The following is a 24,957-nucleotide window of genomic DNA, read 5'->3' as shown; positions in this document are numbered from 1 at the left end:
TGCGGGCGGGGAGTTGTGACCGCGCTCTCGGGCGGGCACGGTTCGGGGGCGGGACCGCGGCGCGGGTAGCATTTCCCCCGACCCCCACGACCATCGGAGCCGCACCCGCATGACCGACGAGACCGTCACCCCCGACACCGCGATCGCCGACGCCGCCGCACTGGCCGAGCAGGAGACCAGCGAGCAGCGACAGGTCCGGCTCGACAAGCGGGCGAAGCTGCTGGAGTCGGGCATCGAGGCGTACCCCGCCGAGCTCCCCATCACCACGACGATCCCGGCCGTGCGCGAGCAGTACGCGCACCTGGAGACCGGCGAGGAGACCCAGGACGTCGTGGGCATCGCGGGTCGTGTGGTGTTCTCCCGCAACACTGGCAAGCTCTGCTTCGCGTCCCTGCAGTCGGGCGACGGCTCGCGCATCCAGGCGATGGTCTCCCTGGCCGAGGTGGGCGACGAGTCCCTCGCCCGCTGGAAGGAGTTCGTCGACCTGGGCGACCACGTGTTCGTGCACGGCCGGGTGATCTCCTCGCGCCGCGGCGAGCTGTCGATCATGGTCGACGACTGGGCGATCGCGGCGAAGGCGATCCTGCCGCTGCCGAACCTGCACAACGAGCTCAACGAGGAGACGCGGGTCCGCCAGCGCTACCTCGACCTCATCGTCCGCGACGAGGCCCGCGCCACCGTGCGTGCCCGCGCTGCCGTGATGACCTCGCTCCGCCAGACCTTCACCGCGCACGAGTACCTCGAGGTCGAGACCCCGATGCTGCAGACCCAGCACGGCGGCGCCTCGGCACGACCGTTCGTGACGCACTCGAACGCGTTCGACACCGAGCTGTTCCTGCGCATCGCACCCGAGCTGTTCCTGAAGCGCGCCGTCGTCGGCGGCATCGACCGGGTGTTCGAGATCAACCGCAACTTCCGGAACGAGGGTGCCGACTCGTCGCACTCGCCCGAGTTCGCGATGGTCGAGGCGTACCAGGCGTACGGCAACTACGAGCAGATGGCCGACCTGACGCAGGAGCTCGTGCAGAACGCGACCCGCGCGGTCACCGGTGGTGCGCTCGAGGTCACCCTGCCCGACGGCAGCACCTACGACCTGGGTGGCGAGTGGCCCCGCATCGACATGTACGGCTCGCTGTCCGAGGCCGCGGGGCGCGAGATCAGCCCGGAGACCCCGCTGTCCGAGCTGCAGACGCTCGCCGAGGCCGAGGGCGTCGAGGTCGCCCACGCCACGCACGGCAAGTACGTCGAGGAGCTCTGGGAGCACTTCGTCATCGACTCGCTCGACCGCCCGACCTTCGTGATGAACTTCCCGGTCGACACCTCGCCGCTCACCCGGCAGCACCGCACCCGTCCGGGCGTCGTCGAGAAGTGGGACCTGTACGTCCGCGGCTTCGAGCTGGGCACGGCGTACTCGGAGCTCGTCGACCCGGTCGTGCAGCGGGAGCGGTTCGTCGAGCAGGCGAAGCTCGCGGCCGGCGGTGACCTCGAGGCGATGCGCGTCGACGAGGACTTCCTGCGGGCCCTGGAGCACGCGATGCCCCCGTCGGGCGGCATGGGCATGGGGATCGACCGCCTGCTCATGGCCATCACGGGCCTGGGCATCCGCGAGACGATCCTGTTCCCGCTGGTCAAGTAGCTCCCGGTCCACCGGGGTACGATGCTCGGGTGCCTGAAGGAGTCGTAAGCGGGATCGTCTTCGCCCTGACGCCGACCATCGTCGTCGGCCTGATCTTCTGGTTCGTGATGCGCGCGATCATGCGTGCTGACCGGACCGAGCGTGCCGCGTACGCCAAGGTCGAGGCCGAGGAGCGCGCCCGCTTCGAGCGTGAGCACGGTCGCCCCGCGCCGGCTCCGACGTCGGCCGAGTAGCCGCCCGCGCACGATCCACTTCACCCCGTGTTCACCGCGCGGTGTGATCCTGTCGCGCATGCCCACCATCCCGGAGTCCGCCGCCGGCGTCGATGACCTCGACGACCTCGACGTGGAGGACGCCTTCGGACACCCGGCGTCCGGGGCGTCCGTCTCGCCCGTCGGCAGTGACGACGGACCCCTCGACGACGAGGGCGACGTCGACGACCTCGACGTCTGAGCGCCGACGGACCGACACACACCGTTCACCTCGCCGACGCGTGCCGGGGTGAGCATCGTCCGCATGGCAACCACCGCACATCCCTTCACGGGCCGCAGCCTCGTCGGTGACATCGAGAGCGAGTACGACGAGTTCGACCGAGACGCAGACCTCGAGGTCTCCAAGCGCCGGGACGGGTGGCTCGAACCCTCCTGGTGACCCCCACCCATTCGGTATTCGGGGTACGACGACCAGATCGCACTGATCCGGTCGGACGTACCCCTTTTGCATGTCCGGAGTACGCAGTCGCCTGGGGTACACGATCGGAAACGCTGGTGAAACACGCCTGCAACGCCGGAAACACGGCGTTATCCGCTTGATCCAGGGCCGATTGGGGGACCAGACTGTCGGTGTGCTGTACCCCGCGGGGGACGCTTTCGATGATGAAGCACGGAGAACCCTGAGAATCGCTCCGAACGATTTGTGGGGTACACCTCCGGGCCGCTTTACTCATCAGCACCCCCCGGCAACGCCCCACGAAGCCATCACCGTCGAACGCAGGGAGAAACACCATGACGATCGCAACGGCTGCACCCAGCACCACCCGCCGCACCGCCACCAAGAAGGCATCGGCATCGAAGACCGCGACCGCCGAGTCCGCCACCACCTCCCTCGACACCGAGGTCGAGGCCGACGAGCAGCTCGCCGGTGTCCGCGGCGCCTCGGTCGACCAGGTCGGCGACTACCTCCGTCACATCGGCCGCCTCTCGCTCCTCACCGCCGAGGAAGAAGCGCAGATCGCACGCCGCATCGAGGTCGGGCTCTTCGCCGAAGAGAAGCTCGCCACCGAGAAGGGCCTCGCGAAGACCCTGCAGCGTGAACTCCGCTGGCTCGTCCGTGACGGTGAGCGCGCCAAGGAGCGCATGATCACCTCGAACCTCCGCCTCGTCGTGAGCATCGCCAAGCGGTACTCGCAGCGCGGCCTGCCCTTCATGGACGTCATCCAGGAAGGCAACCTCGGCCTGGTCCGTGCGGTCGAGAAGTTCGACTTCACGCAGGGCTACAAGTTCTCGACCTACGCCACCTGGTGGATCCGCCAGGCCATCTCGCGTGGTCTCGCTGACAAGGCACGCACGATCCGCATCCCGGTGCACACCGTCGAGCTCATCAACAAGATCTCACGCACCGAGCGTGACCTGACCGTCGACCTCGGCCGTGCGCCGATGCCGGAGGAAGTGGCCGCCGAGCTGAGCATGAGCGTCGAGGAACTCGTCGACCTCAAGGGCCGCTCGCACGAGCCGGTCTCGATCCACACCGTGGTCGGCGACTCCGACGACAGCGAACTCGGTGACTTCATCGAGGACGAGGACGCCGCGAGCCCGAACGAGCTCACCGAGACGACGCTGCTGCACCGCGACATCCGCTCCATCGTCGCCGAGCTGCCCAGCGACGAGGCGAACGTCATCCGCATGCGCTACGGCCTGGACGACGACAAGCCGATGACCCTCGACGAGATCTCGAAGATCGTGCACACGACCCGCCAGGCCGTCAGCCGGGTGGAGTCGCGCGCCAAGCTGCGGCTGTTCGCCAAGGCGGTCTCGCAGGACATGCAGCTGTACCTGACCGACTAGGTCAGTGGACTTCGGCCGGCACGTTCACCCGTGCCGGCGCGGGGAAACCGGGTCGTTCTGTGGGAAGACGATCCGGTGGGGTGATGGGACGGCCCGCTCGAGCACTGCTCGAGCGGGCCATTCACGTTCCCGGAGCCGGAGCCGGAGCCGGAGCCGGGGCCGGAGCCATAGCCATAGCCAGGGCCAGCCCCGGCGCGGCGTCAGTCGTCGATCTCGCGCCGGAGCTTCTGCCGCAGGTCACTCGGGATGAGCTCGACCAGCTGGTCGGGACGCACCGGCAGGTCGAGCAGGCTGAGCTTCACGCGTCCGGTGCGCCCGTGCCGCTCGGCGTCGAGGCGCACCACGCTCCCGGCGTCCTTCCGGAGCCGCATGTCGATCTGTGCCCCGGTGGCCACCTCGCCGACCACGAGCCCGTCCACCTCGAGCGCAGCGCTCCTGGTGCCCTCGGCGATGTCGAACCGGTAGCGCTCCCGCGCGGCGAGCACCACCGAGCGGTCGATCCCGGCCATCGGCGCGACCGGCGTCACCACCGAGCCGGACAGCGCGGGGGAGAGCACCGGCCCACCGGCGGCGTAGTTGTACGCGGTGGAGCCGGCCGGGGTCGCTGCCACGATGGCGTCGGCCCGGTAGTACCCGTACCCGAGGCCCCCGACGCTGAGGTCGGCCGACACCTGCCCGGAGCCCGGCCGTCGCACGATGGTCAGGTCGTTGAACGCCAGGTAGTCGGTGCGGGCACCACCCCAGGACAACCGGGCCTCGAGCGCGTGGTGCGGCTCGAGCTGGTACTCGCCGGCGGACAACCGCTCCAGCGCGCTCTCGAGCTCGGGCGGCTCGATCTCGACCAGGAACCCGACGTTGCCGTAGTTCACGCCGAGGACGGGCACCGGGCGCTTGGCCACGAGCCGCATCGCGCCGAGCATGGTGCCGTCGCCGCCGAGGGCCACGACCAGGTCGACGCGGTCCGTGAAGTCGTCGTCGTCGACCACGTCGACCCCGCCACCGATGCGCTGGGCGTCCGCACGCCGGGCGAGCAGCTCGCCCTGGCCGGACGCGTTCCAGCGCTGCAGGGTCGTCACGGACTCCTGCACGTTCTTGGTCGGGTGGACGACGAGGCCGACGACGGGCTGCTCCATGACCGGATCGTACCGAGCAGACCTCCGATGCGGGCTGTCTCTTCGTAGAGACATGCGATATTCTGAATACATGCAGACCGCTCAGCTCTCCGTCGCCCTCCCTTCCGTCCGGCACGGCCGCGAGATCGTGCTGCTCGCCGACCTCGAATCCCACGAGTCCGGCTTCGGCTTCGTCGACGCCGAACACCTGCTGCTGGCCGCCGTCACGCTCTGCGCCGGCATGCCCCGCTTCCGACCCGTCCTCGACGCCCACCGGATCACCCCGGACACCGTCCGCTCCGGCATCCGCGCCTTCGTCGGTGCCCACACCACCTGCCCCGGCGAACACGACCGCGTCGCGTGCACGCCCGCTGCGATGCGCGTGCTCGCCCGCGCCGCGACGATCGCGGGCCGTTCGGAGCGCATCCGACCGCCGCACGTCGTCCTCGCCGTGCTCGACTCGGTCGACGATCCGCTCGCCGGATCAGCGCACGACGTCCTCGACGCCCTGGGCGTCGACGCGCGCCGCTTCCGACGCGACCTGCGTCGCGCGGTGCGGCGCGCCTGACCCAGCGCGACCGACAAGCGGACTGGAGGCCCGTGGCGATCCCGCCCCGAGCCTCCAGTCCGTCTTGTCGTTCGCTCACTGCGCACAAGACGCACCCTGGTCACGCCCACGGCGAACAGGGGCAGCCCCCGGGGGGAGCGCTGGTTACTCTCGAAGTACTTGGCCGGACTCACACGAGACCGGCACAGCGTCGGCTCCGCTCATCAGGGGCCAAGGGAGAGCACATGTTCGAGAGATTCACCGACCGGGCCCGTCGTGTTGTCGTCCTCGCTCAAGAAGAAGCGAAGATGCTCAACCACAACTACATCGGCACCGAGCACATCCTCCTCGGCCTCATCCACGAGGGCGAGGGCGTCGCCGCCAAGGCTCTGGAGTCGCTGGGCATCTCGCTCGACGCCGTGCGCGAGCAGGTCCAGGACATCATCGGGCAGGGCCAGCAGCAGCCGACCGGGCACATCCCGTTCACGCCGCGCGCCAAGAAGGTGCTCGAGCTGTCCCTGCGCGAGGCGCTGCAGCTCGGCCACAACTACATCGGCACGGAGCACATCCTGCTCGGCCTGATCCGCGAGGGCGAGGGTGTCGCAGCCCAGGTCCTCGTGAAGCTCGGCGCCGACCTGAACCGGGTGCGCCAGCAGGTCATCCAGCTCCTGTCCGGCTACCAGGGCAAGGAAGCGGTCGCCGTCGGCGGCGAGCAGCAGCAGAACGCGCAGCAGGGTTCGCAGGTCCTCGACCAGTTCGGTCGGAACCTCACCCAGGCCGCGCGCGACGGCAAGCTCGACCCCGTCATCGGGCGCGAGAAGGAGATGGAGCGGGTCATGCAGATCCTCTCCCGCCGCTCCAAGAACAACCCCGTCCTGATCGGTGAGCCCGGCGTCGGCAAGACCGCCGTCGTCGAGGGCCTCGCCCAGGCGATCGTCAAGGGCGACGTGCCCGAGACGCTGAAGGACAAGCAGCTCTACTCGCTCGACCTCGGATCGCTCATCGCCGGGTCCCGCTACCGCGGTGACTTCGAGGAGCGCCTGAAGAAGGTCACGAAGGAGATCCGCACCCGCGGCGACATCATCGTCTTCATCGACGAGATCCACACGCTCGTCGGTGCCGGTGCAGCCGAGGGCGCGATCGACGCTGCCTCGATCCTCAAGCCGCTCCTCGCCCGCGGTGAGCTCCAGACCATCGGTGCCACCACGCTCGACGAGTACCGCAAGCACTTCGAGAAGGACGCCGCACTCGAGCGTCGCTTCCAGCCGGTGCAGGTCAACGAGCCGTCGCTGCCCCACGCGATCAACATCCTCAAGGGTCTGCGCGACAAGTACGAGGCGTTCCACAAGGTGTCCATCACCGACGGCGCGATCGTCGCCGCGGCGAACCTGGCGGACCGCTACGTGCAGGACCGCTTCCTGCCGGACAAGGCCATCGACCTGATCGACGAGGCCGGCGCTCGCCTGCGTCTGTCGATCCTGTCGGCGCCGCCGGAGCTCCGCGAGTTCGACGAGAAGATCTCGACGGTCCGCGGGTCGAAGGAAGCCGCCATCGAGGAGCAGGACTTCGAGAAGGCCGCGAGCCTGCGCGACGAGGAGAAGAAGCTCCTCGGCGAGCGTCTCCGCCTCGAGAAGCAGTGGCGTGCGGGTGACGTCGCCGCGTCCGGCACCGTCGACGAGGGCATCATCGCCGAGGTCCTGGCCCAGGCCACGGGCATCCCGGTGTTCAAGCTCACCGAAGAGGAGACCTCGCGTCTCGTCTTCATGGAGAAGGCACTGCACGAGCGCGTCATCGGTCAGGAAGAGGCCATCTCGGCCCTGTCCAAGACCATCCGCCGTACCCGTGCCGGCCTGAAGGACCCGAACCGTCCCTCCGGCTCGTTCATCTTCGCCGGCCCCACGGGCGTCGGGAAGACCGAGCTCGCCAAGGCCCTCGCCGAGTTCCTGTTCGACGACGAGGGTGCGCTGATCTCCCTCGACATGTCGGAGTTCGGTGAGAAGCACACCGTGTCCCGCCTGTTCGGTGCCCCTCCCGGGTTCGTCGGGTTCGAGGAGGGCGGCCAGCTCACCGAGAAGGTGCGCCGCAAGCCGTTCTCCGTGGTCCTGTTCGACGAGATCGAGAAGGCCCACCCGGACATCTTCAACTCGCTGCTGCAGGTGCTCGAGGAAGGCCGTCTCACCGACGGTCAGGGCCGCGTGGTCGACTTCAAGAACACCGTCATCATCATGACCACGAACCTCGGTTCGCAGGGCATCGCCGGTGGCCCGGTGGGCTTCCAGGTCGAGGGTGACTCGGCCGTCGGCTACGACCGCATGCGCGGCAAGGTCAACGAGGAGCTCAAGAAGCACTTCAAGCCCGAGTTCCTGAACCGTGTCGACGACACGATCGTGTTCCCGCAGCTGTCGCAGCCCGAGCTGCTGCAGATCGTGGACCTGTTCGTGAAGCGTCTGGCCGACCGCCTGCTCGACCGCGACATGACCGTCGAGCTCACGCTGCCGGCCAAGGAGCAGCTCATCAAGGTCGGGTTCGACCCGTCCCTCGGTGCTCGGCCCCTGCGTCGCGCGATGCAGCACGAGGTCGAGGACCAGCTGTCCGAGCACATCCTGCAGGGTGAGCTCAACGCTGGCGACCACGTCAAGGTCGACTTCGTCGACGGTGCGTTCCACTTCGAGACCGGGCGTCAGCCGGGCCGCGAAGAGGTCCTCGCCGGTGCAGCCGCGGTCGAGGCCGCGACCGACACGCCCCAGGGTGAGATCGAGTCCTAGGACCTGACACTCCACGGACAGGAGGCTCGGTGCCAGCTGGCACCGAGCCTCCTGTCCGTTCTCGGGTCGCGTTCAGATCCCGCATCGCCGATCTGCGCGTCCTTGCGGCCACGGACCCCCGTCCGGGGGTACTGTGATGACAACGCGCGAGACGTTCCCCCCAACTCCTCGCGCGTCGCGCTCGATCGGTTCCCCCCAACGGATCGAGACGCAGCCGGCCCCGGTCTGTTCGCAGACCGGGGCCGTTGCACGTTCGGGGACGGTGTCGGTCGTCCGTGCGGGCGGGCGCCCGTGGCGTCAGGCGGCGTCGGGCAGCTGTGCGGCGAAGTCGCGGACGGCGCGCTCCCAGCGCTCCGGGGCCTCGTTCCACTCGAGCGTGTGCGGTGCCGTGCGGAACGTGACCGTGCTGGCGCCCTGCCGCGCGGCGACGGCGGCGACGTCGTCGGCGGCGACCAGGGCGTCGGCCTCGGAGCGGATCAGCAGCGTCGGCGTCGACGAGTCCTGCCACGTGGTCGTCGTCACGGGGGTCGGGGCCCCGGCGAGCCGTGACAGCACGTTCGTGGTCGCGATGCGGGCGGCGACCGTGCCGACGAACGCGGGCAGGTGCGCACCGCGGACGGCCCCGCGGAGTGCCGAGGCGACGTCGAGCAGGGGTGAGACGGCCACGAGTCCGTCGACGTCGACGCGTGCGGCGGCGACGGAGCAGGCGAGCGCGCCGGCGGACCAGCCCTGCAGCACGACGAGTTGTGCACCACGGGCCCGGGCGGCCCGGACGGCGGCGACGATGCGGTCCGCTGCACCGGCGTCGAGGGAGCGGAGCGGCAGGTCGGTGGTGTCGACGACCTCGGACGAGGCGCCGAGCGCACGCCAGACGCCGACACCGCGCAGGACCTGGCGCGGGCCGAGGGACTGGCCGTGCACGTGGACCACGTGGGTCGTGGCGGCCTCGGGCTCGGCGCCGGGCACGTCGTCCGGTCCGTCGTACCGCAGGGCGTCCCAGGCCCACTCACCGGTCGCCACGGGGGCGGTGACGCTGCGGCGCACGGTGTCACCGTCGCTGCCGGCCCCGGTCTCCGTGCTCGCGGTGGTGATCGCGCCGACCTGCACCCGGGTGTCGTCGCGCTGCAGGTCGTAGGTGCCCGGCAGTCGGGTGTCGCGGGTGGCGGTCAGCTCGACCTCGGTGTCCGTGGCGCTGCGGACCGTGGCGGTCGCCGTGTACGGCGTCGGGAACAGCAGCCGTCGTGCGACGAAGGCGCCGAGTCCGAGCGTGCCGACCGCTCCTGCCGCGGTCCCGAGTGCCGTGATGCGTGCGCCGGTCATGTGATCTCCCTGAGTCGTGCCGTGGTGAGCGTCGCAGCGGCCGGGACGTCCTGCCCGGCCTCGCGCGCGCGGTCTTCGATCTCGACGGACAGTCGGTGCTGCCGACTCCGCCACTGGCGACGCTGCCACACGATCGTGAAGTAGAGCCCGGTGTTGCCCGATGCCGTCTCGAGCCGCCGGAGTTCCGGTTCGAGCACGCGGAACCGGCGTCGGGCGGCCCGCCAGTCGCGGAACTCCCGTGCGGCGTCGGGCAGCACGCCACCGGCCGCGCCGATGGCGAGCAGGACCATGGAGCCGAGGAACACCGGGGTGTAGAGCTTCGACAGGACCCCGACCGCACCGTCGGCGCCGGCGACGTGCACGGCGTCGAGGGCGATCGCGATGCCGGCGAGCAGCACGAGGCCGCCGGCACCGACGACGAAGAGCCAGTACAGGCGGCCGAGCCCGTCACCGCTCCGGAAGCCGCGCAGCACGGCGACGGCCGACCGGGCGATGACGATGGCGATGTAGGTCATTTCCACCGCCGAGTAGAGCGCGGTCGGCAGCTGGTCGCCGTAGGCCACCATGAACTGCGCCGTCGGGGTCGGTGCGTCGATCAGGGTGAACAGCACGACGAGGGCGACGAGCACGAGCACGCAGCCGATGATGCGGCTGGCGCGCAGGAGCCTGGCGGAGCGTGCCGCGGCCTCGACCGACTGCGCGAGGGCGAACATGCCGCACACCATCAGGCAGCGGCCGATCAGGTCGGCGATGTTGGGCACGTGCGTCACACCGGCGAGGAACGTCGTGACGTCGGGCTGGTTGATCGTGAGTCCGACGGCGACGCAGCTGCAGCAGACCATCAGCCAGGTGACGCTGGCCGACTGGGTGCGCACCAGGAGCAGCCGGGCGACCAGCACCGCCAGGATCAGCCAGACCGGGATCGACCCCCAGACGTGCAGCGTCACCGCGTCACCGGAAGATCCCGGGCTGGCCCTCGGGGTCGAGCAGCCCGATCCGCAGCGCGAGCTGGTCGGCGACGAGCTCGACGGCCTGCTCGTGCGGGGTGTCCAGCGACCGGGTGAACGCCGTCCGACCGCTGAGCAGCCCCGTGTACGCCTGGTGGTCGCAGCCGGTGTCGTCCATGAACACGTGGGCGAGCTCGTGCAGCACGCAGGCCACCCGGGAGCGCTCGGACAGCCCGGGGCGGGTCTCGAGCAGGGCGTGGTCGGCGCGCTGGATGAGCCGCGCGGACAGGTCGCCCGGCAGCTCCGTGGTCCGCACGTGGATCGGTTTGCCGAGCGCTGCCTCGGCGCGGGCGGTCAGCTCCTGCAGGGACAGCCGACGGGGGAGCCCGAGGCGTTGCACGCGGCGACGGGCCTCGGTCTGCCGACGTAGGGCGTCGAAGCGGTCGCGGTACCCGCTCACGGGGTGCCGCCCGATTCGTCCAGGCGACGTAGGTGGTCGGTGAAGTCGCGGATCTCGTCCGCCGAGGCGAACTCGCCCAGACGCCGGGTCGCGAACGCGACGACCTCGCGCTTGCGGAGTTCGAGCACGAGCTCCAGCTGCGCCTGCACCCGCTCCGGCACGTCCGTGTTGCCGGCCGCGTCGGTCAGGTACTCCGCCGGGACGCCGAAGTAGGTCGCCAGTGCCGCCAGGAGTCGCTGGTCACGGACGGCCGGACCGTTGCCGCCGAGCATGTAGCCCCAGCGCGGTCGGCTCATCGACGCACCCTGCGCCTCGATCTCGGCGGCGATCTCCTTGTACGGGGGTCGCTGGCCCGAGTTGGCCTCGACGACGTCCATCAGGAGCTGCAGTTTGCGCGACAGTTCCCGACGGTGTGCGTCGTCGTCGTTGTACTCGATCACGTGTCCCCACTCTCACATCTGTCTCAGACATGATAAAACTGATCCAGCGCGTCGGCCGGTGTCACCACTCTGCCAGGCTCGCGCTCGCTCGTCAGGTCGGCATTTCGATGGGGGGATGCCGAACGGGGGACGAACGAACGGGAGGCGCGGTGCCAGCTGGCACCGCGCCTCCCGTCCGTCGTGTGGTGCGGACTACGCCTGCACGTCGCCGCGCCAGCCCGGCTGGGTCGGTGCGTTCTCGACGCGCTCCTTGTAGTTCTGCAGGTCCTTCTTGACGGCGTGGCCGCCGACGCCCACGGCGGAGCCGAGCTTCTCGAGGATGCCGGAGGGCTCCCAGTCGATCTGCACGGTGACGCGGGTCTCGGTGTCGGAGAGCTTGTGGAAGGTGACGACACCGGCGTGCTCGGTCTCGCCGTCCTTCACGGTCCAGGCGACACGCTCGTCGGGGTGCTGCTCCGTGATGAGGGCGCGGAACTGGCGCTCCTGGCCGGCGACCTTGACGGTCCAGTCGGTGGTCTTGTCATCCACCTGGACGATCTTCTCGACCTCGTCGAGGAAGTGCGGGAACTCCTCGAAACGGGTCCACTGGTCGTAGGCCGGGCGGACGGGGACGTTGACGTCGACGGTTTCGATGATCTGAGGCATGTACCGGACGGTAGGCCGATCGACCTGGGCGGCACTCAGCAGCGCTGTCCCCCTGCGGTACCGTCCGGGCGTCGCCGCGGGCGGCGTGCGCGTCCGGCGTCGCGCAGTAGTGTGGGGCGGATGACAGAGCACGGGAAGCACGCGTTCCACGAGCGCGACGACCACGGGATCCTCGTGCGTCCGGCGCTCGCCTCGGACGTCCCGCACATCCAGCGGCTCATCGCCCCCTACGTCGACCGGCGCATCCTGCTCGGCAAGGAGAACGTCGCCCTGTACGGCTCGATCCAGCAGTTCCGGATCGCCGAAGGGCCCGACGGCACCCCCATCGGGTGTGGTGCGCTCGCCGTCTTCTGGGACGACATCGCCGAGGTGCGCACCCTCGCCCTGGACGAGCAGTGGATCCACAAGCGCGTCGGGCACCGGATGCTCGAGGCACTCGAGCACGACGCCCGTGAACTCGGGGTCGCCCGGATCTTCTGCCTGACCTTCGAGGTCGACTTCTTCGCGAAGCACGGGTACCTGGAGATCGGCGAGAGCGTCGTCCCGCCGGATGTCTACGCCGAACTGGTCCGCTCGTCGGACGAAGGGGTCGCGGAGTTCCTCGACCTCGCCCGGGTCAAGCCGAACACCCTCGGCAACACCCGCATGCTGAAGAACCTCTGACGCTTTCTCCCTCCGACCGGCGGGGTGGCCCTGTGCGGACCGCGCCGTTGTCTACCCTGTGCGCATGTCGTCGTTGCGTCACCCCGTCGGGCCCGAGAAGCCGGTCGTCTACTGGCGCCGCCGGGCGCTCGTGCTCGGGGCGCTGCTGGTCGTCGTCCTGGTGGTGGTGCTCATCGTCGCCGGGCGGGGGAGCGGGGCCACGTCGGCGGCGCCGAGTGCGTCGGCCTCTGCTGGTGCAGGGTCTGCTGCCGGTGCATCGTCCGACGGGTCTGCGGCCGGTTCCGGGTCCTCGCGGTCCGCTGCGCCGAAGCCGTCGGCTTCCGCCTCGGCTTCTGCGTCGAAGCCCGCTGCCGCCGACGGCTCGACCTGCACGAAGGACCAGATCGTCCTGACCCCGGTGCTCGACAAGTCGACCTACGGCCCCACCGAGGACCCGAAGATCGCGATGTCGATCAAGAACTCCGGCACGAACTCCTGCCACCTGGACCTCGGATCGGCGCAGCAGGTGCTGACGATCAGCTCGGGCCAGGAGCAGTACTGGTCGTCGAAGGACTGCCAGACCGGCGGCACGAACCAGGACGTCACGATCAAGTCCGGTCAGACGCTCACGACCCCGGCGATCGCCTGGGACCGGACCCGCTCGTCCACGTCGACGTGCGACTCGTCACGGCCGGCGGTCACCGCGGGAGGCGCGAGCTACCACCTGCAGGTCGCCGTCGGGAACCTCGAGTCGAAGAGTTCGGTGCAGTTCATCCTGCAGTAACCGGGTTCTCGGTTCTGATCCGCTGCGCTGCGCTGCGCCGAGCAGGGCGCCGGGAACAGCAACAGGCCCCGTCGTCCGAAGACGACGGGGCCTGTTCAAGCTGATGTGATCAGCCGAGGACGGTGATGTTCTCCGCCTGCGGGCCCTTGCGGCCCTCGGTGATGTCGAACTCCACCTTCTGGTTCTCCTCGAGCGACTTGTAGCCGTTGCCAGCAATCGCAGAGAAGTGCGCGAAGACGTCAGCGCTGCCGTCGTCCGGGGCGATGAAGCCGAAGCCCTTTTCGTTGTTGAACCACTTGACGGTACCGGTAGATGCCATGATGGCGTTTCCTTAGCTTTCTTGCTTCCGCCAAGGTGCAGATGCACCGACGGAGACCCCGACGTACGTCGACGGGGGTGATGCGCCACGCGGGCAGGTGCCGGCGGGACGGGTTCGGGGTCAGGCCTGTCGGCCAGTGACCCTGGGGCCCGGGTTGAGGGGCAAACCACCTCGCCCGGACGTTGAGCGCCGCCGAAGCGGTTCCATCAGGCTAGCGTGCTCTGGGCCGACTGGCTACCCGTGCGTCACGGAACGACGAAAATCTGGTGGAATTGAGCTGATGGCAGACAAGGAACAGCGCTTCCGGAGCGAACAGCTCGAGGAAGCCCTCGCGAAGCAGGACGTCGCTGCGGTGGCGTTCGCGCTCCGTCACGACATCGTGATCGTCCCCCGACTCGTCACCGGCAAGAAGGACATGCAGGTGCGGGTGTTCGGCCGTGAGGGGTCGGACAAGCGCATCCTGCTGCTGTTCTCGTCGGCGGACGCCTACACGGCGATGGTGCCGGACGAGAAGATCCGGCAGGTCATGGTCTACGACGGGCCGCGGCTCGAGGAGTTCCTGGCCGCCCACCTGGACATGCTCGAGGGCGTGTTCTTCGACATCGCCGGTCCGCACACCATGCAGGCCGCGCCGGCGGACCTGCTGGCCGCTTTGCGCGCGTAGCGCGTCAGAACGCGCGGTCGAGCTCGCGTTCGCGCGGGGACTGCGTCATCGAGAACGCCACACGCAGGGCCTCGCGCAGGTGCCCGGAGTCCGAGCCGAGCACCGTCGTGAACCCGAGGCGGGTGGCCTCGTTCACGCGCTGCTTCGTGCCCGTGGCTGGACGGATCTCGCCGGCGAGGCTGATCTCGCCGACGGCCGCGAGTGTGTGCGGGTACGGACGGTCTCGTGCGGCGCTCGCGAGGGCCAGCGCGATGGCCAGGTCGGCGCCGGGCTCCGTGAGCTTCATGCCGCCCACCGTGGAGACGTAGACGTCGGCGTCGGACAGCTTGAGGCCGGCGCGGCGTTCGAGGACCGCGAGCAGCATCGCCACACGCGAGGCATCGACACCGTTCACGACCCGGCGGGGCTGGGGCGCCGAGCTCGGGACGATGAGGGCCTGCACCTCGACCGGCAGCGCTCGACGCCCCTCGAGTGCGACGGTGACGCAGGTACCGGACACCGGGGTGGCGTTCTTCGACATGAAGAGGCCGCTCGGGTCCGGGACCTCGTGGATGCCGTCGCCGCCCATGTCGAAGCACCCGACCTCGTCGGTGGGGCCGAAGCGGTTCTTGAGCGCCCGGACAAAGCGCAGGGCGGTCTGCCGATCGCCCTCGAAGTGGCAGACGACGTCGACCAGGTGTTCCAGGAGCCGCGGGCCGGCGATCGTGCCGTCCTTCGTGACGTGGCCGACGATGAGGACGGGCAGGGCGCGGTCCTTCGCGATGCGGATCAGGGTCGAGGCGACCTCGCGCACCTGGGACGTGCCTCCCGCGATGCCGTCGATCGAGCTCGACGAGATGGTCTGCACGGAGTCGGCGATGAGCAGGTCGGGCTGCACCTGGTCGATCTGGCCGATGATGACGCCGAGGTCGACCTCGCTCGCCAGGTACAGGTCGTCGTGCATCGCCCCGGTGCGTTCGGCACGGAGCCGGACCTGGTCGACGGACTCTTCGGCGCTGACGTAGAGGACGCGCTTGCCCGAGGCTGCGGCTCGGGAGGCGACCTCGAGCAGCAGGGTCGACTTGCCGACGCCGGGCTCGCCGCTCAGCAGGACCGCCGCGCCTGGCACCACGCCGCCGCCGAGGACGCGGTCGAACTCGCCGATGCCGGTCTGCCAGCGCTGCACGGAGGTGCCGCGGGCTTCGGTGATCGGTCGCGCGGCCCGGGCACCGGTGACGGCGACCGCTGACGTTCCGCGGGTGCTCGCCGACGCCGCAGAGCTGTCTTCGACGGTGCCCCAGGTCTGGCACTCACCGCACCGGCCGACCCACTTGATGCTGGTCCAGCCGCACTCGGTGCAACGGTAGAGGGACTGCGGGCGCGCCATGTCGTCGAGGCTAGGCCGTACGGCCGACATCACCGGCGTGGTCGCCCGGCTCGTCTGGTCCGCTTGGTTCGTCCGACCGGTCTCGTTCGTCGGGCACCGCGATCGACCCGGTCATCCGGTGGCGCAGGCGCTCGACCGGCCCCGGACCCTGGCGCGAGGCGTGGTCGAGCGCCTCGGCGCCGTCGGTGTCCTGTTCGGCGCGGGCGTTCGCCACCGCCCCGGCTTCACGACCGAGGTTCTCGGCCTCGCGCACGGACAGGTAGTGCCGGATCGCCGCCACCGTGTCGACCCGCGCGTCGACCGCCGGTTCGAACGCGCTCGCCCAGACCTCGTAGCCGCGGTCGTTCGGGTGGAACAGGTCGCCGTAGCTGTTGAAGAAGGTGCGGCGGACCCCGACGCGCTTCGTGATGGTGTGCAGCGGTGCCACCGTCAGCCCGAACTCGTCGGCCACCCGGTGCACGATCTCGTTCGCCACCGCCACCTTGCGCTCCCGGTCCGGCACGAACATGCACGGCAGCTCGGCCACCACGGCGTGCGAGGGCACCGCGCCGTAGATCGCCCGGATGTTGCGCTCGAACTTGTCCGGGTCGAAGTCGGCGATGTCGTTCGCCCCGATCGACACCGTGCAGACGTCGGGCGCGTAGTGCCGGAGCTTCGGCAGCTGGTCACGCTTCGCGCCCCACGTGGTCGAGCCGGAGACGCTGAGGTTCACCACCCGCACCGACATGTGGGAACGGTGCCGGATGCGCCGCGCGAGCAGCCCCACGTAGCCGCGGCCGGGCGCGGTAGCACCGACCCCCTGCGCTGCCGAGTCACCGATCGCCACGTAGAGCAGCTGCCCCTCGTGCTGCTGCCGTTCCCGCCACCAGTCGGCGTGGATCGGGAGCATGTCGACGACCCGTTGCGCCGCTGCCCGTTGGCCCTTCACGCCGGCGCGGGCACCGACGGCTGCGGCGCCGACGACGCCGAGGCTGCCGACGACGGAGGTGAGGAGTGCGATGAGCGTGCGGGATCTCATGCCGTGGACGGTACGCCCGCCGGTCTTGCCGGAGACGAGGAGGACCTGTGGGTGTGGGGAGAGCCCTGCAGGTGACCGCCTGTGGAGGGCGAGCCGACCCGGGGTGTCATCACGGGCCTCCCGGATCGTGTAAACTCTTTCCCGGTACCGTGTCCGAGCGGCCGAAGGATCATGTCTCGAAAACATGTGTGGGGGCAACTCCACCGTGGGTTCAAATCCCACCGGTACCGCCACAGAAAACCCCCGTGCATGCGGGGGTTTTCTTCGTTCGGGGGGAGTGGCCTCGGCGCAGATGCGGTGCACTCTCCTGAGCGCACGACTCCGCCCCGTTGCTGCCTGGCTGCCGAACGAGGATCGGGCCCAGCCAGCGGAGCGTCAGCCCGTCGGTTCCTGCGTCTGCTCCAGATGCCCTTCCGGGCGTCTTGTACGCCGCAACGTGCCGGATGGCAGCTCGCCGAACCGTTCGGCGTAGGCGCTGGCGAAGCGACTGACGTGCAGGAAGCCCCAGCGAGCGGCGACCTCGGACACGGTGACGCTGTCCGAGCGGGCGGTGATGAGGTCCTCGCGGGCCCGCTCCAACCGGAGCCGCCGAAGGTAGGCCGTCGGCGTGGTGTCGAGTTCTCGTCGGAAGGCTTCCTGGAGGCTGCGGACGCTCGTCGAGACGGCAGACGCGAGCGTTCCCACCGTCCACGGCTGCGCCGGGTCGTGGCGGAGGAGTTCAACGGCGCGGGAGACCGACCGGGCGCCGGATCTTCCTTGCGGCGTGTCGAGCGCCGTGGAGTGGTTGTGCGGCTGCCCGAGCAGCAGGCTGTGCAGGAACACCTGCTCGAGGCTGAGGATCGCGAGTGGATGTGCGAGGACGCCTGGCGTCCGCCGAGAGCTCTCGTCGACGAGCCGGACGGCCTGCGAGACGGCGCGGCCTCCGTCGGTGGTGAGGTCGAACTCGGTCTGGAACTCGAGCGGTGTCGAGGCCGGTGCATCCAGCAGGAGCTCCAGCTCGGTCTGCAGGTCGCCGTGCGGGATCATGATGGCGACCTGCGCGAACCAGTCGCTGCAGTCGAGTTCCACGGGTCTGCCCGGCATGAAGACCCCGGCGGTCTGCTCGGTCCCCCGGAACTGCGCGCCCCGGGCAGCACGCATCGTCATCTGCGACCGTACGGGGATGTCGAGGTGGTAGTCGACGGGCTCCGCGGTGCGTATCAGGACGGCCTCGCGGAAGCGCATGTAGCCGAACGTGATCCGACCGGCCGTGATCGCGTTCAGGTGCATGCGCAGACCCGGGACGGGTTCGGACGGGGTGACCTGCACCGGGAGGAACACCTCACTGAGCACGGCCGCGGCCTCGTCGGCGGTGGTGCTGTCGGCGAGTCGATGCGAGGCGAACATCTCCGTTGCTGCCCCGGTCATGGCGCGACTCTACCTGCCGCGTCCACGTCCACCGGACACGATCCCGCGCGGATCGACGGTGACTCCGCGCGCAACGGATGGCGTGTGCTCTTCCGCCCTGTCTACGGTCGTGTCCAGCCGGCGCGCACCCGTCGGGCTCCCGGAAACCAGAGCAGTCCAGGAGCAGCCGCGTCGAACAAGGAGGTTGACGATGACCATGCTGGAAGCCCCACGACTGCCCGACCGTTCGTCCGCGCAGCGCATCGTCACCGCGTCGGCGAGCGGCGCGGACTCGGACCGGATCCTCGTGTTCGGCGATGCGGTCTTCGCGCCCGGAGTGTCGCTGCCCGACGCCGCGCGGACGATGGCGGAGAACGTGGCTGCACGGTCCGGACGTGGTGTGGACGTCACCGCGGTGCCGTGGTCGAGCTGGTCCGGCCAGACGCTGGTGTCGGCCGGGAGCGGTCTCCACGTCGCCAACTACGACGTGGTGGTGGTCTGCCTGTCCGGCAGCGTCGTCCACAGCCGCACGACGACCACCGCGGTCGTCGGTGCCGCCGAGGAAGCGCTCGTCCTGGTCGATCAGCTCCGACCGCTCCTCGCGCCGACCACGGAGATCGTGCTCGCGTTGGCGCACAAGGAGGACCAGTCCGCGCTCGTGACCGCACTGCAGCAGGCGCGACGAGACCTGGTCGTGCTCGGCGTGGACACGGACGTGATCACGTGCACCCCGCCGTTGTTCGTCGAGGTCGTGCACCTGCTGATCGAGCAGCAACGTGCCCGAGCCGGCAGCCCGCAGTGGCTCCGGTCGACGCCGCAGCGTGTGCAGGACCGGTACGACGCGATCCGTCGCCTGGGTGTCGTCGACGCACCGGCCGACGCCGCCCTCGACCGGATGGTGCAGCAGATGACGGAACTCTTCCGCACGAGAGGGGCTGCGATCACGTTCCTGCCGCTGGGACGGCAGTGGTCCGCGGCGAGCGTGTGGTTCCCACGCGGGACGGGAGCGCTGCAGGACTCCTTCTGCCGTTCGACCGTGCTGCACTCGGGACCGACGGTCATCGAGGACGCATGGGACCGGAGCCGTCCGCAGGTCGTACGGCGGGGACGGATCCGCTTCTACGCGGGGCATCCGTTGGAGGACCTGGACGGCACCCGCGTCGGTGCGGTCTGCGTGTTCGACCCCGCTCCACGCGATGCGGGCACCGTGGAACTCGACCTCCTGCGCGACTTCGCCGTCCTGGCGCGCGACACCCTGCGCCGTTGAGCACTTCACCAGTTCCGGGTCTGGTGGAGCGCCCTGCGCCGCACGGCGCGGGCTGATCGACGGGCGGGAGGGGCGGGATCGGGTACCCCCGCCCCTCCCGCCCGTGACGGGTCGACCGACGGACTGGAGGCGCGGTGCCAGCCCGCACCGCGCCTCCAGTCCGTCTCGTCAGCCGTCCCAGGCACGTGACCGGTCAGACGGGAGAGGCGAAGGCCCCGGTTTCGCGGCGTCGCTGTTGCAATCGGCGGCGTCCGTGGTGAGCAACAGCAGCGAGTACGGCGGCGGTTCACGCACCTGCCACTTCCGGTTCACGGGCCTGCGGCACGCTTTTGCTCTGTGTCACCGAGCCGTGTGACCACGCCCCGAGTGGAGAGAACGCCATGCGCCGGTTCCTGATCGCTGTTCCGAGACGTCGGGCCCGCACGGTGCTGGGGGTCCTGGCTGTGGCGTGCGCCGTGTCCTTGATCGCTCCGGCGGGAGCGTCCGCGGCGACATCGCGGACCGCGCCGCGTCCAGGGGCCTACGGGTACTTCGTGGACACCTACAAGACGAACACCCCTGCTGCCACGACGCCGGAGACGAACGCTGCGACCGGGGTGCTGTCGCAGTTCGGCACCCTGTGGCGCCCGGGATCGTCGTGGGACAACGGGGTCGCCACCAGCGCTGCAGCGCAGCGGATCCTGGACTCGAACATCGCGCAGGCAGCGCGGACCACGCAGACCCGCACGGATGCGCAGGGGCACGAGGCGTACCTGATCGACCGACGGAACCAGAGCTACTCGGCCATCGAGGGTTTCGGTGACCTGTCGGACGCGGTGCGGGCCGCGACGAACGCGGGCACGACGATCCCCGACGAGATCCCGGCGGATGCCACGACGAAGCAGTACGTCGACCAGGGCAACGCGAAGGGGTCGTGGGCGGACACCGATTCGGAACTCGGCGACGTCGTCCAGCTGGTGAACACGCTGCGTGGCGACTTCTCCTCTGCCAGCAACGCGAAGAAGTACTACCAGTACGCGCGGCCGTACCGGCAGAGCCAGGACGTCAAGGTGCTGCCGCAGCTCGTCCCCGAGAAGTCGCCGACGCCCGCCACCGACGGCGGGTTCCCCAGCGGACACACCAACGCCGGCTACCTGGCGTCCCTGGCGTTCGCGTACGCGTACCCGGAGAAGTACACCGAGCTCCTCGCCAACGGCTCGGAGATCGGCAACAGTCGGATCGTCGCGGGGATGCACTCACCGCTCGACGTCATGGGCGGGCGGGTCCTGGCGACTGCGCTGGCAGCGGCCATCCTGGACGACCCGGCCAACACGCAGCTCGAGCAGCAGGCGCACCAGCAGGCGGAGAAGGTGCTCACCGCCGCCAGCCCGAGCGCCGTCGATCGCTACGCGGACTACGCGTCGGACAAGAAGGACTACCGCGGGCGTCTGACGTACGGGTTCACGCGGACCGGCACGAAGACGATCCCGGCCACGGTGCCGAAGGGTGCCGAGGCGCTCCTGCGGACCCGCCTGCCGTACCTCAGCGACGACCAGATCCGAGAGGTGCTCCGGACGACCGCGCTGCCGTCGGGCTACCCCCTGCTGGACGACGCGGAAGGGTGGGGGCGACTCGACCTCTTCTCGGCAGCGTCCGGCTACGGAGCGTTCGACAGCGCGGTGACCGTCTCGATGGACGCCACCGAGAAGGGCCTGGACGCCGCCGACACCTGGCGCAACGACATCGGCGGGAACGGGTCGCTGACCAAGCGGGGGACCGGCACCCTCACCCTCGCCGGCTCGAACCGCTACACCGGCGGCACCGTCGTCCGCGGTGGGACGCTGATCGCGGACTCCGCTGCTGCCCTGGGCAAGGGGTCGGTGACCACTGTCTCCGGCACGCTCGCCGAGACCAGCACGAGGGTGATCCGTATCGGCGGCAACCTGACGCAGCGCTCGCACGCCGCACTGTCGCTGAGCGTCTCCGGGCCCCGTCCGGCCGTGCGCGTCGAGGGCACCGCGTCGTTCGGCGGGACGCTGCGGGTGCACGTCGCCAAGGGCACGGCTGTGGCGAACGACGTGGTCCTGATCACGGCGGACCGGATCGCGAAGGGTTCGAGCTTCAGCCGGGTCCGCGTCGCCGGCCTGCCCGCCGGGTACAAGCCCGTGGTGGAGCGCCACGGCAACGAACTGCACCTCGTCAACGCCAACGCGACAAAGCACGGCCACGTGCACAGCCGGGGCCACGGCGCCGCCTGAAGCGGAGCGCGTCAGGTCGGCCCCGAGTGCGGCCGGCACGACGGGCTGTGCTCAGGCCGCCCCGTCACCGAGGCCGAGCAGCAGCTTCCGGAGGAGCCCGGCCAGCTGCTGCTCCTCGTCGCTGCTCAGCGTGCTGAGGAGCTCCCGTTCGTTCTCGACGTGCCGGGCCAGCGCCGCGTCCACCACCTTCAGGCCGTGATCGGTCAACGTGACCAGCACGCTCCGTCGGTTCGCGGGGTCGGTCTCCCGCGTGACGTAGCCCTTCGCGACGAGCCGGTTCAAGCGGTTCGTGACGGCGCCGGAGGTCACCATCGTGGCGGCGAGCATCTGTCCGACGGTCAGCCGATGTGGCGATCCCGAACGTCGGAGGGTCGCGAGGAGGTCGAACTCACCCGGCAGCAGGTCGTGCTCAGCGAGGACGGCACCGACCTTCCGGTCGAGGATCGCTTCGGCGCGCCCGATGCGTCCGATGACGGCCATCGCGCGGACGTCGAGGTCCGGTCGTTCCCGGCCCCACTGGGCCAGGACTCGATCGACGGCATCCTCCATCGGAGCACTCCTTCACGCTGAACTGTTTGACGGGAGCCTATCGGGGCCATAATGTCTCAACGTTGAGAAGTTCAGCATGAAGGAAACGAGGCTCCGATGACCGATCGCTCGCTGTCCACGTCGGCGACAGCCGGCCTCACGCTCAGTGCGGCAGTGGCGCCGATCGTGTGGGGGTCGACCTACGTGGTCACCACCGAGCTCCTGCCAGCCGATCACCCGATGACGGCGAGTGTGATCCGTGCGCTCCCCGCCGGCCTGCTGCTGCTCGCGCTCCGGCCGGGAGTCCCACCGAGGGGCTGGCGCCTCCGGACGTTCGTGCTCGGCATGCTCAACATCGGGTGCTTCTTCCCGCTGCTGTTCGTCGCGGCCGACCGGTTGCCGGGTGGACTGGCGGCCATCGTCGGTGCGCTCCAGCCGCTCGTCGTCGTGGCCCTGACCCTGGCGCTGCGGTGGGGGCGGCCCGCGATCACCCACGTGGTGTGGGGAGTCGTGGCCCTGGTGGGCGTCGCACTCGTCTCCCTCAGCGGAGGTGCCGTGTTCGACGTGCTCGGGCTCGGGGCGGCGGCACTCGGCACGGTCTCCATGGCGTTGGGGCTCCTGCTCACTCGTCGGTGGGGCACCCCGGAGGGCGCGCACCCCCTGACCTCGACCGCATGGCAACTCATCGTCGGGGGCGTGGTGATCGCCCCGCTCATCCCGATCGTCGACAGCGGGCCGTGGCAGTCGACCACCGCCGGGTACGCGGGGTACGCCTGGCTCACGCTGGTCGGTGGGGCCCTGGCCTACAGCGTCTGGTTCCGAGGCGCACGGGCGCTGCCGTCGGCCCGGATCGCGTTGTTGGGCGTCCTCAGTCCGTTGACCGCTGCGGTGCTCGGCTGGGTCGTCCTCGGCCAGGCGCTGTCGCCGCTGCAGATCGTCGGCTTCGTCGTCGCGCTCCTCGGTTCTCTCGGCGGGCAGCTCGGACGAGCGGCGTCTCGGGGGCCTTCCTCCGAGCCGCTCAGCCGTAGATCGAGTCCGGGATCTCCGGGCAGGCGGTGACGAGCTCGTAGTACCGGGACTGCGGCAGATCGACCGACCGGTACGGCGACCACGCCCCGTCGCTGTCGACGAACTCCTGCTCGCTCGGGCCACGCTCCACCGAGATGCCGTGGTCCTGCAGGCACTTCGTGAGCCCGCCAGTGGAGTAGCGGTAGAGCCACTCCAGCTGGGACTCGTTGAAGGCAGTCTGGTACTTCGCGGCCATGGGGTACTCGACACCGCACGTGTACTCGGCGACCGCGAACGCCTCGGACCGTGCGTCCGGGACCTGCCCGGAGGTGAGGCTCGCGTCGGGCATCGCCTTCGCCTGCGGGAACCCCGCGGCGGTCATGCACCGTTCCTGCGTCGGGGCCCAGTCGGCGTGCGAGACGGTCCGGACGCGGTCGACCGCCGGCCGCTCGAGCCCCGGATGGTGGGACGCGACCAGCTGCCATGCCTGATCGGCACTCGCGTCGAGGATGGTCTCCGCTCGCACTGCGCTCAGCGCATCGGGCTCCGGTCCGGAGGCAGCCCCAGGCGTGGCACATGCGGACACCCCGGTGACCACTGCGATGCAGGCCACGCCCACTACTGCAGTGAGGAGCTGATGGTTTCGTTCCCGCAAGGTTCCCCCCAAAGAATTGGTTCGCTCACATTAGCGATTCGATGAACACACCGCGCGGTGTTGATCTTGCAGAAAAAGGTTCCGAAGGGTTCGTGACCCGTTCCTCCACTCCGCGTCCGAGCAGCTCGAGCGCACCGGCTGCAGCTGATCCGGCGTCCGGCGTGTACATCAGGACGCGGTGGCCGGAGTCGTCCGGCGGTGTGAGCACTTCGAAGTTGAGGTCGAAGTCGCCGACCTCCGGATGGCGGAACGACTTCAGGCCGGACACGCAGTTCTCCACGGGGTGCTTCGCCCACAGCGTGCCGAACTCCGGGCTCTTCACGGTCAATTCGCCGACGAGCGCGGTCAGCTGCGTGTCTTCGGGGCTCTTCCCGCCGAGGACCCGGAGGGACGACACCGCTCGGACAGCTTCTTCCTGCCACCGCGTGTACAGCTCGCGGGTGTGGGCATCGAGGAAGAGCATGCGCGTCATGTTCGGCCGCTCACCCATCCGCTCGGGGCTCTCGAAGTCGAGGTGCCCGGCGACCAGGCGGTGCCCGAGGGCGTTCCAGCCGAGTACTTCACTGCGTTTGCCGATGATGACCGCCGGCGTCGATGCCAGCGAGGTGATCAGCCGGACGGTACCCGGCCGGGCGTGGTCCGGCTTCGCGGCAGATCGCCGTTTCGGCGTCGAGTGCTCGGGACGCGCGAGGTTGAAGAGGTGTGCACGCTCGTCGGCATTCAGGTTGAGTGCACGGGCGATCGAAGCGATCACCGCCTCTGACGCGTTCGTGCTCAGACCCTGCTCGAGCCTCGAGTAGTAGGTCGGGCTGACACCGGCGAGCATGGCGAGCTCCTCGCGGCGGAGTCCCGGAACCCGGCGCACACCGTAGCCCTGCAGCCCGACGTCTTCGGGCTGCAGGGCGGCGCGACGGACGCGAAGGAAGTTCCCCAGTTCGTTCGGACCGTTCATCTGCTCATTCTGCTGCCGGATAGACCGATCTGTCCTGTCACTGTCAGTGACAGGCACGGCGGGGTGTGGCTGGTGGACCGGGTGGTGGCGATGGTTGGAACACGTCAGAACCCTGGCGAACCTGATCCACCGGGCACGAAGAGAGGCCACCGTGACCACTGAACACGCAACGGACGTCACGTCGACCACGTCGACG

General features: G+C 69.7%; 26 protein-coding genes and 1 tRNA gene. 14 read left to right on the top strand and 13 right to left on the bottom strand.

All coding sequences use genetic code 11. The features are described from left to right. The first annotated feature begins 109 nt into the window (after window positions 1-109). The 5 genes from lysS to DEI98_RS13800 all read left to right on the top strand — a co-directional run bounded on the left by lysS (window position 110) and on the right by DEI98_RS13800 (window position 3,699). A complete protein-coding gene (gene lysS / locus DEI98_RS13815) occupies window positions 110-1,636 on the top strand; it encodes a lysine--tRNA ligase (RefSeq protein ID WP_111101054.1) in 1,527 nt (508 codons plus the stop codon). 29 nt (window positions 1,637-1,665) lie between these two features. Then, a complete protein-coding gene (locus tag DEI98_RS13810; protein ID WP_071245264.1) occupies window positions 1,666-1,869 on the top strand; it encodes a hypothetical protein in 204 nt (67 codons plus the stop codon). A 58-nt stretch (window positions 1,870-1,927) separates the two neighbouring features. Beyond that, window positions 1,928-2,089 carry a hypothetical protein gene (locus DEI98_RS18740; RefSeq protein WP_163343079.1) on the top strand — a complete coding sequence of 54 codons (162 nt, stop codon included), beginning with the start codon at window positions 1,928-1,930 and terminating at the stop codon, window positions 2,087-2,089. A 63-nt stretch (window positions 2,090-2,152) separates the two neighbouring features. Next, complete coding sequence (locus tag DEI98_RS18935; RefSeq protein ID WP_258320880.1) at window positions 2,153-2,287, top strand: hypothetical protein; 135 nt, start codon at window positions 2,153-2,155, stop codon at window positions 2,285-2,287. A gap of 353 nt (window positions 2,288-2,640) precedes the next feature. Next, window positions 2,641-3,699 (top strand): sigma-70 family RNA polymerase sigma factor, encoded by a 1,059-nt coding sequence (locus tag DEI98_RS13800; protein WP_035809350.1) that lies wholly within the window; start codon window positions 2,641-2,643, stop codon window positions 3,697-3,699. Window positions 3,700-3,899: 200 nt separating this feature from the next. Here the strand turns inward: DEI98_RS13800 and DEI98_RS13795 are convergent, their stop codons facing one another. Further along, the gene (locus DEI98_RS13795; protein WP_071404515.1) at window positions 3,900-4,832 is read right to left on the bottom strand and encodes an NAD(+)/NADH kinase; all 933 of its coding nucleotides are present in this window, start codon (window positions 4,830-4,832) and stop codon (window positions 3,900-3,902) included. A 70-nt stretch (window positions 4,833-4,902) separates the two neighbouring features. On the opposite strand from DEI98_RS13795, the gene DEI98_RS13790 reads away from it, so the two are divergent. Together DEI98_RS13790 and DEI98_RS13785 are read left to right on the top strand one after the other, a co-directional pair. Beyond that, window positions 4,903-5,379, top strand: coding sequence for a Clp protease N-terminal domain-containing protein (locus DEI98_RS13790; protein WP_181422596.1), 477 nt, complete (start codon window positions 4,903-4,905; stop codon window positions 5,377-5,379). Window positions 5,380-5,603: 224 nt separating this feature from the next. After that, window positions 5,604-8,123 (top strand): ATP-dependent Clp protease ATP-binding subunit, encoded by a 2,520-nt coding sequence (locus DEI98_RS13785; protein WP_027467068.1) that lies wholly within the window; start codon window positions 5,604-5,606, stop codon window positions 8,121-8,123. 297 nt (window positions 8,124-8,420) lie between these two features. On the opposite strand, the gene DEI98_RS13780 is transcribed toward DEI98_RS13785, so the two are convergent. From DEI98_RS13780 to DEI98_RS13760, 5 genes are all read right to left on the bottom strand, one after another. After that, on the bottom strand, window positions 8,421-9,443 hold the full coding sequence (locus tag DEI98_RS13780; RefSeq protein WP_111101053.1) for a hypothetical protein: 1,023 nt from the start codon (window positions 9,441-9,443) through the stop codon (window positions 8,421-8,423). Beyond that, the gene (locus DEI98_RS13775) at window positions 9,440-10,390 is read right to left on the bottom strand and encodes a hypothetical protein (protein WP_111101052.1); all 951 of its coding nucleotides are present in this window, start codon (window positions 10,388-10,390) and stop codon (window positions 9,440-9,442) included. Before DEI98_RS13775 ends, DEI98_RS13780 begins: the two co-directional genes overlap by 4 nt. Before the next feature lie 4 nt (window positions 10,391-10,394). Next, window positions 10,395-10,850: a hypothetical protein gene (locus tag DEI98_RS13770; protein ID WP_111101051.1), complete on the bottom strand. Its 456-nt coding sequence runs from the start codon at window positions 10,848-10,850 to the stop codon at window positions 10,395-10,397. After that, on the bottom strand, window positions 10,847-11,290 hold the full coding sequence (locus DEI98_RS13765; RefSeq protein ID WP_035809351.1) for a hypothetical protein: 444 nt from the start codon (window positions 11,288-11,290) through the stop codon (window positions 10,847-10,849). The genes DEI98_RS13770 and DEI98_RS13765 overlap by 4 nt, the downstream gene beginning before the upstream one ends. A 192-nt stretch (window positions 11,291-11,482) precedes the next feature. Further along, window positions 11,483-11,935, bottom strand: coding sequence for an SRPBCC family protein (locus tag DEI98_RS13760; RefSeq protein WP_110858523.1), 453 nt, complete (start codon window positions 11,933-11,935; stop codon window positions 11,483-11,485). Window positions 11,936-12,055: 120 nt separating this feature from the next. Here DEI98_RS13760 and DEI98_RS13755 point away from each other — a divergent pair, with 120 nt between their 5' ends. Both DEI98_RS13755 and DEI98_RS13750 read left to right on the top strand, forming a co-directional pair. Further along, a complete protein-coding gene (locus DEI98_RS13755; protein WP_181419931.1) occupies window positions 12,056-12,598 on the top strand; it encodes an amino-acid N-acetyltransferase in 543 nt (180 codons plus the stop codon). A gap of 64 nt (window positions 12,599-12,662) precedes the next feature. Further along, window positions 12,663-13,361, top strand: coding sequence for a hypothetical protein (locus DEI98_RS13750; protein WP_111101050.1), 699 nt, complete (start codon window positions 12,663-12,665; stop codon window positions 13,359-13,361). Window positions 13,362-13,470: 109 nt separating this feature from the next. Here DEI98_RS13750 and DEI98_RS13745 read toward each other — a convergent pair whose 3' ends face one another. Continuing rightward, a complete protein-coding gene (locus DEI98_RS13745; protein ID WP_017887662.1) occupies window positions 13,471-13,680 on the bottom strand; it encodes a cold-shock protein in 210 nt (69 codons plus the stop codon). A gap of 280 nt (window positions 13,681-13,960) precedes the next feature. Here DEI98_RS13745 and DEI98_RS13740 point away from each other — a divergent pair, with 280 nt between their 5' ends. Beyond that, window positions 13,961-14,344 (top strand): SseB family protein, encoded by a 384-nt coding sequence (locus DEI98_RS13740; protein ID WP_017887661.1) that lies wholly within the window; start codon window positions 13,961-13,963, stop codon window positions 14,342-14,344. Window positions 14,345-14,348: 4 nt separating this feature from the next. Here DEI98_RS13740 and radA read toward each other — a convergent pair whose 3' ends face one another. Both radA and DEI98_RS13730 read right to left on the bottom strand, forming a co-directional pair. Beyond that, entirely contained in the window at window positions 14,349-15,710 is a 1,362-nt protein-coding gene (gene radA / locus DEI98_RS13735) for a DNA repair protein RadA (protein ID WP_027467076.1), read from the bottom strand. Between the two features lie 10 nt (window positions 15,711-15,720). Next, complete coding sequence (locus tag DEI98_RS13730) at window positions 15,721-16,728, bottom strand: SGNH/GDSL hydrolase family protein (RefSeq protein WP_111101049.1); 1,008 nt, start codon at window positions 16,726-16,728, stop codon at window positions 15,721-15,723. Window positions 16,729-16,871: 143 nt separating this feature from the next. Here DEI98_RS13730 and DEI98_RS13725 point away from each other — a divergent pair. Next, a tRNA-Ser gene (locus DEI98_RS13725) sits at window positions 16,872-16,961 on the top strand. Between the two features lie 142 nt (window positions 16,962-17,103). Here the strand turns inward: DEI98_RS13725 and DEI98_RS13720 are convergent. Continuing rightward, on the bottom strand, window positions 17,104-18,135 hold the full coding sequence (locus DEI98_RS13720; RefSeq protein ID WP_111101048.1) for an AraC family transcriptional regulator: 1,032 nt from the start codon (window positions 18,133-18,135) through the stop codon (window positions 17,104-17,106). Between the two features lie 190 nt (window positions 18,136-18,325). Between DEI98_RS13720 and DEI98_RS13715 the strand changes: the two genes are divergently transcribed. Both DEI98_RS13715 and DEI98_RS13710 read left to right on the top strand, forming a co-directional pair. Then, window positions 18,326-19,381 (top strand): GAF domain-containing protein, encoded by a 1,056-nt coding sequence (locus DEI98_RS13715; RefSeq protein ID WP_111101047.1) that lies wholly within the window; start codon window positions 18,326-18,328, stop codon window positions 19,379-19,381. A 533-nt stretch (window positions 19,382-19,914) separates the two neighbouring features. After that, window positions 19,915-21,618 (top strand): phosphatase PAP2 family protein, encoded by a 1,704-nt coding sequence (locus DEI98_RS13710; RefSeq protein WP_111101046.1) that lies wholly within the window; start codon window positions 19,915-19,917, stop codon window positions 21,616-21,618. A 51-nt stretch (window positions 21,619-21,669) separates the two neighbouring features. Here DEI98_RS13710 and DEI98_RS13705 read toward each other — a convergent pair whose 3' ends face one another. Then, window positions 21,670-22,167 carry a MarR family winged helix-turn-helix transcriptional regulator gene (locus DEI98_RS13705; protein ID WP_111101045.1) on the bottom strand — a complete coding sequence of 166 codons (498 nt, stop codon included), beginning with the start codon at window positions 22,165-22,167 and terminating at the stop codon, window positions 21,670-21,672. Window positions 22,168-22,263: 96 nt separating this feature from the next. On the opposite strand from DEI98_RS13705, the gene DEI98_RS13700 reads away from it, so the two are divergent. Beyond that, window positions 22,264-23,205, top strand: coding sequence for an EamA family transporter (locus DEI98_RS13700; protein ID WP_111101044.1), 942 nt, complete (start codon window positions 22,264-22,266; stop codon window positions 23,203-23,205). On the opposite strand, the gene DEI98_RS13695 is transcribed toward DEI98_RS13700, so the two are convergent. Together DEI98_RS13695 and DEI98_RS13690 are read right to left on the bottom strand one after the other, a co-directional pair. After that, window positions 23,165-23,680, bottom strand: coding sequence for a hypothetical protein (locus DEI98_RS13695; protein WP_111101043.1), 516 nt, complete (start codon window positions 23,678-23,680; stop codon window positions 23,165-23,167). The two genes, DEI98_RS13700 and DEI98_RS13695, sit on opposite strands and share 41 nt — an antisense overlap. Before the next feature lie 154 nt (window positions 23,681-23,834). Then, complete coding sequence (locus DEI98_RS13690; RefSeq protein ID WP_258370871.1) at window positions 23,835-24,761, bottom strand: helix-turn-helix transcriptional regulator; 927 nt, start codon at window positions 24,759-24,761, stop codon at window positions 23,835-23,837. Window positions 24,762-24,957 lie beyond the last annotated feature (196 nt).

The sequence above is a fragment of the Curtobacterium sp. MCLR17_034 genome (genome assembly GCF_003234485.1).
Taxonomy (GTDB): domain Bacteria; phylum Actinomycetota; class Actinomycetes; order Actinomycetales; family Microbacteriaceae; genus Curtobacterium; species Curtobacterium flaccumfaciens.
The sequence above is the reverse complement of the archived record's forward strand: the minus strand, read 5'-3'. Positions and strand labels throughout refer to the sequence as shown.